This window comes from Bartonella sp. CM31XJBT (assembly GCF_028618555.1).
Lineage (GTDB): Bacteria > Pseudomonadota > Alphaproteobacteria > Rhizobiales > Rhizobiaceae > Bartonella.
The window spans coordinates 1-10,556 of sequence record NZ_JAQITD010000033.1 but is presented as its reverse complement, the minus strand read 5'-3'; the positions used below and the strand labels follow the sequence as shown (position 1 = coordinate 10,556).

Sequence of the window (10,556 nt, the reverse complement as noted above, 5' to 3'; positions counted from 1 at the left end):
CTTTAACTGAAGATGATCAAATTCATGATGAGGCAATTCCAAGATTTGGTAGTGAAGATGATTATTATCGTCATGAGTATGAGGATGTTGCGTAAATAAAATAGTAGGTGCGGGGGGCGCCTGCTTTCAGAGAGCAATGTAAAAACAAAGGTATTAAAATTTCCATTAAACTCAATAAAACATGGAACATAATTAAAATTATAGGTGTTGGTAATGCTCAATCATGATGATATCGAAAGTGTTGAATTTTATTTTACTGTAAATGGTAAAAAAATAAAATTTGATAAAGAGACTAATGATAAATTAAAGGAAAATATAGATTGGGAGAAATTTTTATCGCAATTGTTCGTTGATAAAGAATAATAAGCCCTCTGGGACAAATGCATATATTTTATAGGGGATATAAAAATGCCAAAAATTTTTATTGTATATAATAATCATACTATTTTAGAACAAATTGAACGTATTCTTTTTAAGCTTGGATTGGAACCATACGTTCTGAAATTTGGTAGTGATGATTTAACTACTATTGAGGATTTTAAACAAGAAATTAGTATGCAAACTAATTCTCCAAAATTTGGTATTGTGCTACTTACTCCAGATGACATTGGCTATGCAAAATCTGCTGATAAAAAAGACGCACAACCGCGCGCTAATCAAAATGTTATTTTAAAAATGGGTATGTTAATTTCTAAAATTTCTTGCAGAAATATTGCTATTTTAAAACAACGAGATGTTGAAGTGCCTTCAGATTATGAAGGGATTAATTACATTCCTTTTAATGAACACGTAAAAGAGACTCTCCCAAAACTTATTGAACTATTAAACACAGCCGGATTCAATTTAGATACAGTTAACTACTGATTTTTTTTCTGCGTGAAGTATACGAAAAATATGCACTATTCTTTGTTCTTCGGATAAGGCTTTAGGAGTATATGGGATAAAAACGTCCCGTACAGGTTTATTTTCTTGTAATAAAAGCATGAAATGATATAATCATCCCGAAAGGGGTGATTATGATTGAAAGCAGAATGAAAATATTGGGTTTTATTGTTAGAAATACACGTAAAAAACAAGGATTAACACAAGAACAGTTAGCAGCTACATCAGGGGTTGGTGTGCGTTTTATCCGTGATTTAGAAAGAGGCAAAGAGTCTTGTCATGTTGGAAAAACCATACATGTGCTTTCAATGCTTGGTCTTGATATTCAGATTGAAAATGAAAAATTATGATCCGTACACTTGATGTTTATTTACACGCAAAATTAGTAGGTCAATTACAACAAGAAAAAAGTGGAGATCTCACGTTTCTCTACGATACTGATTATTTGTATAAAGATTTACAGGGCATCTCTGTCTCTCTACCTCCTCGTGTTGAAGCTTATAAAGGTCAAGCAGTAAAAGCCTTTTTTTCCGGTCTCTTACCCGATGATAATGTAAGATATCGTTTAGCAACTTATTTAGGTCTTTCTGAACGAAATGCTTTTGCTTTGCTTGAAGTTGTTGGGGGAGATTGTGCTGGTGCTCTCGCTTTATATCCACATGGACAAGTTCCAAATTTGCCAACTGATGATGTAGAAACTCTTGATGATACTCAATTGAAAGAAATTCTTGAGTGTATTAAACGTCGTCCAATGCTTGCTGGTGGAGATGGCTACAGATTGTCTCTTGCGGGTGCACAAGATAAATTAGCGGTTGGCTTTAAAGATAATCGTGTTCAACTCATTAAAGGGGGTGCTCCGACCACGCATATTTTGAAACCTCTCATTGAACATATTAATGATAGTGCGCATAATGAGCTTTTTTGTATGAAATTGGCAAAACTCGTAGGTATTAATGTGCCGGAAGTGTATTTACATTTTGTCAATAATACACCTTATTGTCTCATCACTCGATATGATCGTCAAATATCTTCTAATGGAACAGTTTTGCGTATTCATCAAGAGGATTTTTGTCAAGCACTTAGTGTAGCTCCAGAATTTAAATATGAATGTGAAGGAGGACCTAGTATTGCTGCGTGCCAAACCGTTATTTTCCAGCATACATTGCGTCCTGCTGTTGATCAACTGAATTTCCTTAATATAATTATTTTTAATTATTTAATTGGTAATGCCGATGCGCATGGCAAAAACTTTTCACTACTTTACCAACAGAAAAAACCAGAACTTGCTCCTGCATATGATTTGTTAAGCACAGCTATTTATCTAGATTTATCTCAAAAAATGGCTATGAAAATAGGAGGAGAATATATACCTAAAAAAATATATTTACGTCATTTTTATAAAATGGTTGCGGATACTAAATCCGCTCAATTGTCCTTAAAAAAGCAAATAAAAAGAATGACTGATTTAATCAATGATAAAGCAATAAAATTAAAGAAAGAACTCGAGGATAAAGGTTTGCGTTCTGAAGTTTTTGATGCAATCATCAATGTTATTCAACAGCGTTCTCAACATTTAAAAATTTAATTTTATTGCTTATCTTTCTGTTTTAAACGATGATATTTTTAATATACTGAGTAATATCCTATCAGAAAAAACGATCATTTTTTATGAACGAAAATTGTATATTTAATTCCTATTTTTTCTATGCAATAATATATCAGTTTTAATATAAAATAACCTTTTTACTGAAAATGCCAAAATTTTATGCTTATTTACGTGTTTCTCGTGATGGACAAGATACAGAAAATCAAAAATTTGGCTTGTTAGAATATGCTAACAAACATGGCTTTGCTCCACTCCATATTGAAGAAGAAATTGCAAGTAGAGGAAAAGATTGGCGTAAGCGTAAACTTGGTGCTTTAATTAAAAAAGCTGAATGTGGTGATGTTTTACTCACACCGGAGTTTTCTCGTATAGCTGGTTCTTCTCTTGCTGTTTTAGAAATTCTCAAAGCAGCCAGTGAACGTGGTTTAATTGTGCATATAACGAAACAAAACCTTATCATGGACGGAAGTTTACAAAGCGATATCATTGCAAACGTATTGGGTATGGTATCACAAATTGAACGGCATTTAATTCAAACACGCACAAAAGAAGCCTTAAATGTTGCTCGTCAACGAGGAATAAAACTTGGTCGTCCAAAAGGAAGTAAAGCTACGCAATTAAAGCTGGACAATCACATTGATGAAATTCAAGCATTTATAAATGTTGGTTTGTCACAAAGCCGTATTGCCAAGACATTAGGAGTTAGTGTGAATACTTTGCGTTTGTTCATTCAACGTAAAAACATCAAGCTTACAAAAATAAAGCCTATCATTACCATGCCAAGAACATTGGAAAATTAAAATAAACTGCGCCAAGTTGATAGTTCTTTTCCATGACGTGATGCATTGAAGTATGTTTATTATTTACGTACAAAATTTGCATAATCAATAACTTCTTGTTCATCACGGCTCTTAAAACTTTTAATTTCTAAGTTTAACAAAATCTTTTCAATCTCACGGTCTGTTAATTTATTTTCTTCAATACGAGTAGAAGATCCGATACTTCCAACAGTTGCAATATGGCGAAAAGCATTTAAACGTTCTGGAGCAAGAGTTCCAAAAGCGCGCCACGCACCTTTAAACTCATCAATCTAGTTCATATTATTTTTATTTATTTTTTTAGCTTCTGCTTATTTATGTAAAATTAAATTATTTTTTATTGTATGTTATATATATTTAATATACCGTATCGTATATTGTTTATACAATAAGCTAACTATTAAATTTAGGAGGTAATTATGGAAAGTGCACGTGAATTATTTATAACGGAATATTTAGAAGAAGATGTTTGTAATCTCGGAGTATTCTGGTAATTGTGCTGGAAGAGGTGTCTAGCCTCTTCCAACCCAGTAAGTGAATTAATGGGGGAATTTATATGGATGATGAAGGTTATCATTATTTACTGGATGGGATTATAAATGATCTAGAGTTCTTAAAAGATGAAAAGGCCTTATATTCTTTCTTTCTTAAAGTAATAAAAAATACAAAAATGAATATTCTTGGATTCATGTCACATAAATTTACAACAGATGGGCAAGGTGTGACAGGTTTTTTTTTATTGAGTGAATCACATTTATCATTCCATACATACCCAGAGAGTAATTACATAAGTATTGATTTGTATACTTGTGGACAAGATTATGGCAAGGCAATTGAAGCTATTAAAATTCAATGGGAATATACTGGACAATTATTTATTAGATCGTTTAGGAGAGGTAAGCATTTTTTGAGTATTAATACCTCTTCTTCTTATGACGAAGATTTATCTAATGTATGATAACTATAAGAATGAAGGCAGCTATGAATATCAAAAACAATGGCTTATTTAAGTTTGATTATCAAATTCCTGTATACAATTTTTTTTTCCCAAGTCAAGGAAAGTGTATTATTGATAAGCCAGTATCTGATGTTATTGTGAATAGTAATAATGATATTAATTCGAGAGCTTTGTATTTTCATATTCCTTTTTGTGAAACTATATGTACATTTTGTCCTTTTACTAAAGGTGGTTATAAAGGCGAAACTGTAATTAATAATTACACGGATGCTTTAATTAAAGAAATAGAATTAAAAGCAAATTTTGTTGACTACCATGCTGTTCCAGTTCGCGCGATTTTTTTTGGAGGTGGAACTCCATCTTTATTATCTCCATCTAATATTTTTAAAATAGGAGCAGCTATACATAAGCACTTTAAAATAGCATCTAATTGTGAATTTTCTTTTGAAATTGAAATAAAAAGTCTGACCGAAGAAAAAGTAATTGCTATGAGAGAAATAGGGGTTACACATCCACGCTTTGGTCTTCAAACTTTTAACCACGAATGGAGAAAGCTCTTTAATCTCACATCTACATACGAACATATTAAGTTTGCTGCTAGTATATTAAATGCGAATTTTAAGTATGTACTTTTTGATATATTGTACGGTATGAATGGACAAGACGAAGAAGAAATCATTAAAGATCTCGAAATGGCCGTATCTCTTGGTACATCTAATATAGATATATACCCAATTGACAATGTTGTAACTCAAGTAAAATTGCATAAAGCTATCAAAAATCGTGGTTTAGGTTTTACTACAGCAACGAGAAAATTTTCTATGAATATGCTAATAGATGCTTATATGAGAAGTAAGGGATTTATGCCTCATAATGGTCATGGTTATATTCGTACCCCAAATGTGACCTCTGATATAGTTACGGATGAATATAGTTTTGTGTATCATGAGCATGTTTATGGATATTCAGATTTTGATTTACATGGTTTTGGAGTAAATGCTGTAACATCAATACGTGAACACGTAATAACAAATTTTTCTAATCGTAATGCTTACATTACAGCCGTCAATAGTGAAAAAATGCCCGCAAATGTTAGTAAGCACTCTCCAATTCTAGATGAGATAAAGCCAATCATTTTACGCCTACCTTATCATGGTTTAGTGAATAAATCTTTAATAAAAATGGATTTTGTGCCTAAAAGTATTTTTTCTAAATTAGATATTCTTTTATCTAATGATCTTATAGTGGAAAATAATGACTCCTGGCAACTTACAAAACTAGGTTGGTATTGGTATATTAATATTATGTTTTGGTTGATGCCAGAAGAAGATCAACGTATTTTAAAGGCATTTATTGCAGAAAAACTGAATGAAACAGGTAGATTTATAGCTAAAAAAGAGCTTGTGTATGTATAATAATATTCTGTCTTTTATAATAAGATCAAAATATTATTCTAAATTCTTGTATCATTATGCGTATTTCTTTAAACGTTTTTTTTGAAATTTATATCACCAATTGTATTGAAGGGAATGCAACTTTAAGTGTAGAAAAATTTAATATCGGATGGTTGATATGAATTTATTTTTTAAAAAGAGTCCATTAGCTCTTTTTTGCTCTCTCTTTATTTCTAAAGTTGGTGATTATGCTTATGAAGTTGTTTTTATTTTACTGGTTTTAGAATTAACAGATAACATCTTTTTTATAGGTCTTGTGTATTTTTTTCGATTTATCCCTTTTCTCTTTTTTGGCCCTATAGGAGGTTGGTTAGCGGATAATTTTTCTTTGAAGAAAAATATGATCTTAAGTGAATTTATTAGATTATTAGCCTCATTATTCGTTTTTATAACCATTATAACAGGGACTGTACATATTATTGTGCTTATTTTCGCAGCAATATGTACAACGATCGGAAGAAGTATTTTCCAACCAAGTTTTCAAGCTGCTATTCCCAGAATGTTTTCAGCAAAGGATCTGACAAAGGCAAATAGCATTGCACAAATTATAGAGGAAACTGCATCCGTCATGGGTCCTTTGGTTTGTTCCCTACTGCTTTTTTTAGCAAATAAATCGGCAGTACTCATTTTTGATTTTTTTACCTATTTTATATCTATTATCGTGTTATTTAATCTCATGAATTTAAATTCAAGCGAGAATAAATCATTCAATTTTATAAATATTTATCGAGAAACGGCTTCTTATCTTAAATATATTTCTACTGAAAATAAACATTTATTTATTACGCTGGTTGGATCGTCGTTTGCTATTCTCTTTACGGGGGCTATTTTAAGATTTTTAATTCCAGCTTTTGTTCTCTCTATAGGGGGAGAGGAGAGCCTTGTGAGTTATATTTTTTCTCTCATGGCTGTTGGAACTATTGTTGGTGGTTTGTTATATCATAAAATTATATTCAAGGTTACATCGTTGAAGCTCATGGTATTTTGGCTTTTTTATGGGGTTATTCTGTTTTTTATGCCCTTAGCTGCAGAAATTTATTTAAAACTAATTTTAGGGCTAGCATTTGTTTTAGGATTTATTGGTGCCTTTGTGGATATTAGTTTAGTCTCAGCTATTCAATTATATTCTCGTCGTGAAGATTTTGGTAAGAGTTTTGGAACTTTTTCAACTTTAGCGAACTCTGCGGAAGCAATGTCTGGCTTTATTGCTGGACTTTTGGCTCTCGTGGGATTGTTAAGCTCCTTTTTAGCGATGTCCGCATTAATTATTTCCACGGGAATTATTGGCGTTGTAAAAATTAAGAAAAATAAAGAGTTAACACCCCTTAACACGACGGTCGATGACGACCATTGATATATTTGGTATCTACATGCAGTAGAAAATAGAGCAGTAGTGAAATTCAAGCATTTATAAATGTTGGTTTATCACAGAACCGTATTGCTAAGACATTAGGAGTTAGTGTGAACACCTTACGTTTATTTATTGAACGTAAAAACATCAAGCTTACAAAAATAAAGCCTATCATTACCATGCCAAGAACATTGGAAAATTAAAATAAACTGCGCCAAGTTGATAGTTCTTTTCCATGACGTGATGCATTGAAGTATGTTTATTATTTACGTACAAAATACGTAATAAATAAATGTTATTTATTTGGTGTTTATTCACTAAATAAGGAATATCTTAATACCTGTAATTACTATGTGTTCAACAAAAGGTGGTGTTGGAAAATCCACATCTATAGCTTATTCTTTTATAGGTATTAGCTCACTCATTAAGTAAGGAGTTTTACTAACTGTCCGTTTTTCTTTAATAGATCTATTGCTAATTTATCAAACGAAACAAACGTCTCACCACCTAGCCAATTTCCCTCATAAGATATAATTCCATCAGCAAAATCACCACCAGACTCTAGAATAGCAAGCCCTGCTTCAACAGCTGGTCTATTCATTACTATATTACTGGTTGCTAGCAGATCGCGTAACATTCCAGCTACATCTTCTTTTGATAGTCTTGCACCTCGGCGAAGTATCCAAACAAGTTCGCATAGACAAGGTAGAGAAATAGCTATGAGAGAAGCTTCTCTTAAAATCTTACTTGCTACCTCTCCTTGCTTTTTATCATCTTGTAAAACAGCACGAGCTAGAACATTTGTATCTACAGAAATCTTCATTTTTTCCCAGCCCAACTAGAAGCTGTAATTTCGTTCATTTCTTCAATGGTTAGAGGTTTTTTTAGTTTTCCAGAAAATCGTCCAATAAAGCTCTCAATAGTGCTTGTAGGCTGTGACGCTTTTATACGAAGTTCACCACCTGGTAACTTATCAAAGTCAATCTTCTCACCTGGTTTAACACCAAGGTGCTGTAGTAAATCCCGCTTCAGCGTAATTTGTCCTTTTGCTGTAACTGTTAATGAAGACATAAAAAATTCCTCTTACTATATAATTATCTAATATATATAAAAAGTAATGTAAAAATCAATTACTCTTAAGAAACGAAATTGTGAAATAAACTCGTTTGCATACTGTAATATGCACACCAGATTATACCTGATTTGAAATTAACAACATATAAATATTTATTACGTATTTTGTACGTAAACAATAAATATTCACAAAATAAATGATAATGATTTATAATTTTAATAAATACGTAATAAATAAATGTTATTTATTTGGTGTTTATTCATTGAATAAGGAATATCTTAATGCCTGTAATTACTATGTGTTCAACAAAAGGTGGTGTTGGAAAATCCACAATGGCATTAGTATTAGCTAACGTTTTTGCTAAAGCCGGATCTAAGGTGAAATTAATTGATGCAGACCCAAATCAACCACTTGTGACATGGATGAAAAGATCTGTAGATACAATGCCCAAAAATATAGAAGTTTCTGGAGACATTACAGAACAGAATATTGTTTCTTGCATTGATGATGCTGTAGAACAGTTTCCATTTGTTATTGTTGACCTTGAAGGTTCTGCTAATCTTGCGGCTTCTTTTGCTATAGGGAGAGCGGATTTAGTTTTGGTTCCTATGAGAAAAAAACAACTTGATGGAGATCAGATAGGAAAGATCATTGCTTTAATAAAACAACAGAGTCAGTTTTTTAAAAGAGAAATACCTTTTCGTATCGTATTTTCTATGACCAATACCTTAAACAGTCGCGAAGGACAGCATATAGAGAAAACGCTAGAAAAAGCTAATCTTCCTATTTTACCTGCTTCATTAACTGAAAGAGGAGCTTTTAGTGCTCTTTTTCAGATAGGGGGGTCTCTCTTTGATTTAGCATCTTCTGATGTGAATAATCCTCAAGCAGCACAAGAAAATGCAACAGTTTTTGCTAACGCTGTTGTGAAGGTATTGGATAATGAAAATTTATTAAAGGACAAAGTAGCATGACAAAAAGAGCTGAAATTGTATTACCGGATCTTGAAAATTTACAACCGTTTACAAAAGCACAAAAAGTAGATGAACAAGAATTAGGTAAGATAGGTCAAAATAACGGTTTTACAACACGTCATAGTGTAGAAACAAAACGTGGTAGTGGACGTAGAAGACGTAGTTTAAAAACAGCACGATTAACACTTGCACTTGAACCAGAAGTAAGAGACAGTTTTTGGTCTTTAGCGGATAAACTTAATGAAGATGGTGGTGATCTCCTTAATCGTCTTATTGAAAATTATGTAAATAATAATTACATACAAAATAAATAGTGATTATTTATTATTTACGTACAAAATACGTAATAAATATTTATAATTAAAATGCTTATTTATAAACAGCTTAAAGCAGCATGTGCTATAATTTTAAAAGTATTCATTTTATTCAGAAAACAAACACAAAACTGCTTTCTGTTTTTTAGGATTAAGTTTTCTAAAACCTTTTAAAAGGGAGAATTCTTCTTTACTGGAAATTTCTTCATCATAATGGTACGGAATATTTCTTTTTTGTGAAATATCGGTATAAAAAAAGGAGATAGGAACATCTAGTATGTCAGCGATTTCCTGCAAACGTCCAGCTCCTACACGATTTGAGCCGTTTTCATATTTTTGGATTTGTTGGAAGCTTACTCCTAATTTTTTTCCTAATTCTGTCTGAGAAATTCCCATGTACTTTCTTCTATAGCGAATTTTTTTCCCTACAGAAACGTCATTAAAATGTGGAGTTTTGTTTTGCACTTTAAATTCCCCCCTACCGGGTGCGAGCGCCCTCGCATTGGTATTCCGGGAGTTAAAAGTACTGAATTATAGTCAGCTTTTTGCTTTTAGTGCTGAAAAGCACCTGGACATAACAAAAACTCCCGGAACTCCGGGAAGCCCAACATAGTGAGCTAATTCTAACGCTATAATTTAAGGCTTTTAATCCCTTGTTGATTGTTGCGTATGCAATCAACACATTGATTAATTCATAGAAGAATTTCAGAAGATTGACAATAAAAATAGTTTTTATTTACAAACTTTATTTTTTAATGAGAGGCTATCTGCCTCTCAAACTCTCTGGAACGCTCACCAAAATCATGACATCAGACCCGCGTTTAATGAGAGGACTAACAATCCTAGGTTCTTGATGTCAAGGAGACCATTACATGGCGCCTAACGGCGTCCTTGACAAAGAACCTAACGGCTTGTTTCGTCCCTCTCACGCGGCTCCGAAATCATGATTAGAAGGGAGAGCTTTTAGGGGCATATCCTATCAAAGAAAGAGATAAAAATTATAAGCTATTTTATGAGATAAATATTTGAAAATATTATAAAAAATACCAAAAAAAGACAAAAAACAGTTGACAATAAATGGGTATTTTGCTATATAAATACTTAAGTGATCAAAACACTAATCC

At 32.2% G+C, this 10,556-nt stretch carries 13 protein-coding genes and 1 pseudogene; 11 read left to right on the top strand and 3 right to left on the bottom strand.

Features of this window, described 5'->3' with window-relative positions:
* The first annotated feature begins 213 nt into the window (after positions 1-213).
* The 9 genes and pseudogenes from PVV63_RS09175 to PVV63_RS09135 form a co-directional block, all read left to right on the top strand.
* Positions 214-363, top strand: a complete 150-nt coding sequence (locus PVV63_RS09175) for a hypothetical protein (RefSeq protein WP_273791595.1) — start codon at positions 214-216, stop codon at positions 361-363.
* A gap of 45 nt (positions 364-408) precedes the next feature.
* Positions 409-864: a nucleotide-binding protein gene (locus tag PVV63_RS09170; protein ID WP_273791594.1), complete on the top strand. Its 456-nt coding sequence runs from the start codon at positions 409-411 to the stop codon at positions 862-864.
* 152 nt (positions 865-1,016) lie between these two features.
* Positions 1,017-1,232: a type II toxin-antitoxin system Y4mF family antitoxin gene (locus PVV63_RS09165; protein WP_100130413.1), complete on the top strand. Its 216-nt coding sequence runs from the start codon at positions 1,017-1,019 to the stop codon at positions 1,230-1,232.
* Positions 1,229-2,467 (top strand): type II toxin-antitoxin system HipA family toxin, encoded by a 1,239-nt coding sequence (locus PVV63_RS09160; protein ID WP_273791593.1) that lies wholly within the window; start codon positions 1,229-1,231, stop codon positions 2,465-2,467. Before PVV63_RS09165 ends, PVV63_RS09160 begins: the two co-directional genes overlap by 4 nt.
* Before the next feature lie 167 nt (positions 2,468-2,634).
* Positions 2,635-3,288: a recombinase family protein gene (locus PVV63_RS09155; protein WP_273724022.1), complete on the top strand. Its 654-nt coding sequence runs from the start codon at positions 2,635-2,637 to the stop codon at positions 3,286-3,288.
* Positions 3,289-3,862: 574 nt separating this feature from the next.
* Positions 3,863-4,264 carry an adenosylmethionine decarboxylase gene (gene speD, locus PVV63_RS09150; RefSeq protein ID WP_273724021.1) on the top strand — a complete coding sequence of 134 codons (402 nt, stop codon included), beginning with the start codon at positions 3,863-3,865 and terminating at the stop codon, positions 4,262-4,264.
* A gap of 23 nt (positions 4,265-4,287) precedes the next feature.
* Positions 4,288-5,679, top strand: coding sequence for a coproporphyrinogen-III oxidase family protein (locus PVV63_RS09145; protein ID WP_273724020.1), 1,392 nt, complete (start codon positions 4,288-4,290; stop codon positions 5,677-5,679).
* Positions 5,680-5,836: 157 nt separating this feature from the next.
* On the top strand, positions 5,837-7,072 hold the full coding sequence (locus tag PVV63_RS09140; RefSeq protein ID WP_273724019.1) for an MFS transporter: 1,236 nt from the start codon (positions 5,837-5,839) through the stop codon (positions 7,070-7,072).
* A gap of 41 nt (positions 7,073-7,113) precedes the next feature.
* Positions 7,114-7,272: pseudogene (locus PVV63_RS09135) on the top strand (resolvase); the annotation flags it as partial.
* Positions 7,273-7,493: 221 nt separating this feature from the next.
* Here PVV63_RS09135 and PVV63_RS09130 read toward each other — a convergent pair.
* The gene (locus PVV63_RS09130; RefSeq protein ID WP_273791592.1) at positions 7,494-7,892 is read right to left on the bottom strand and encodes a type II toxin-antitoxin system VapC family toxin; all 399 of its coding nucleotides are present in this window, start codon (positions 7,890-7,892) and stop codon (positions 7,494-7,496) included.
* Entirely contained in the window at positions 7,889-8,140 is a 252-nt protein-coding gene (locus tag PVV63_RS09125) for a hypothetical protein (protein ID WP_004857201.1), read from the bottom strand. The genes PVV63_RS09130 and PVV63_RS09125 overlap by 4 nt, the downstream gene beginning before the upstream one ends.
* Before the next feature lie 285 nt (positions 8,141-8,425).
* Here PVV63_RS09125 and PVV63_RS09120 point away from each other — a divergent pair, with 285 nt between their 5' ends.
* Positions 8,426-9,118 (top strand): ParA family protein, encoded by a 693-nt coding sequence (locus PVV63_RS09120; RefSeq protein WP_012755131.1) that lies wholly within the window; start codon positions 8,426-8,428, stop codon positions 9,116-9,118.
* A complete protein-coding gene (locus tag PVV63_RS09115) occupies positions 9,115-9,432 on the top strand; it encodes a hypothetical protein (RefSeq protein ID WP_273791591.1) in 318 nt (105 codons plus the stop codon). Before PVV63_RS09120 ends, PVV63_RS09115 begins: the two co-directional genes overlap by 4 nt.
* 108 nt (positions 9,433-9,540) lie before the next feature.
* Here the strand turns inward: PVV63_RS09115 and PVV63_RS09110 are convergent, their stop codons facing one another.
* Positions 9,541-9,897, bottom strand: a complete 357-nt coding sequence (locus tag PVV63_RS09110; protein ID WP_273791590.1) for a helix-turn-helix transcriptional regulator — start codon at positions 9,895-9,897, stop codon at positions 9,541-9,543.
* Positions 9,898-10,556: the final 659 nt, after the last annotated feature.

What these genes read in the sequence shown, in the direction of transcription:
- PVV63_RS09175 (WP_273791595.1), top strand. Translation starts at nt 214, where the DNA reads ATGCTCAATCATGATGATATCGAAAGTGTTGAATTTTATTTTACTGTA.
- PVV63_RS09170 (WP_273791594.1), top strand. Translation starts at nt 409, where the DNA reads ATGCCAAAAATTTTTATTGTATATAATAATCATACTATTTTAGAACAA.
- PVV63_RS09165 (WP_100130413.1), top strand. Translation starts at nt 1,017, where the DNA reads ATGATTGAAAGCAGAATGAAAATATTGGGTTTTATTGTTAGAAATACA.
- PVV63_RS09160 (WP_273791593.1), top strand. Translation starts at nt 1,229, where the DNA reads ATGATCCGTACACTTGATGTTTATTTACACGCAAAATTAGTAGGTCAA.
- PVV63_RS09155 (WP_273724022.1), top strand. Translation starts at nt 2,635, where the DNA reads ATGCCAAAATTTTATGCTTATTTACGTGTTTCTCGTGATGGACAAGAT.
- speD (WP_273724021.1), top strand. Translation starts at nt 3,863, where the DNA reads ATGGATGATGAAGGTTATCATTATTTACTGGATGGGATTATAAATGAT.
- PVV63_RS09145 (WP_273724020.1), top strand. Translation starts at nt 4,288, where the DNA reads ATGAATATCAAAAACAATGGCTTATTTAAGTTTGATTATCAAATTCCT.
- PVV63_RS09140 (WP_273724019.1), top strand. Translation starts at nt 5,837, where the DNA reads ATGAATTTATTTTTTAAAAAGAGTCCATTAGCTCTTTTTTGCTCTCTC.
- PVV63_RS09130 (WP_273791592.1), bottom strand. Translation starts at nt 7,892, where the DNA reads ATGAAGATTTCTGTAGATACAAATGTTCTAGCTCGTGCTGTTTTACAA.
- PVV63_RS09125 (WP_004857201.1), bottom strand. Translation starts at nt 8,140, where the DNA reads ATGTCTTCATTAACAGTTACAGCAAAAGGACAAATTACGCTGAAGCGG.
- PVV63_RS09120 (WP_012755131.1), top strand. Translation starts at nt 8,426, where the DNA reads ATGCCTGTAATTACTATGTGTTCAACAAAAGGTGGTGTTGGAAAATCC.
- PVV63_RS09115 (WP_273791591.1), top strand. Translation starts at nt 9,115, where the DNA reads ATGACAAAAAGAGCTGAAATTGTATTACCGGATCTTGAAAATTTACAA.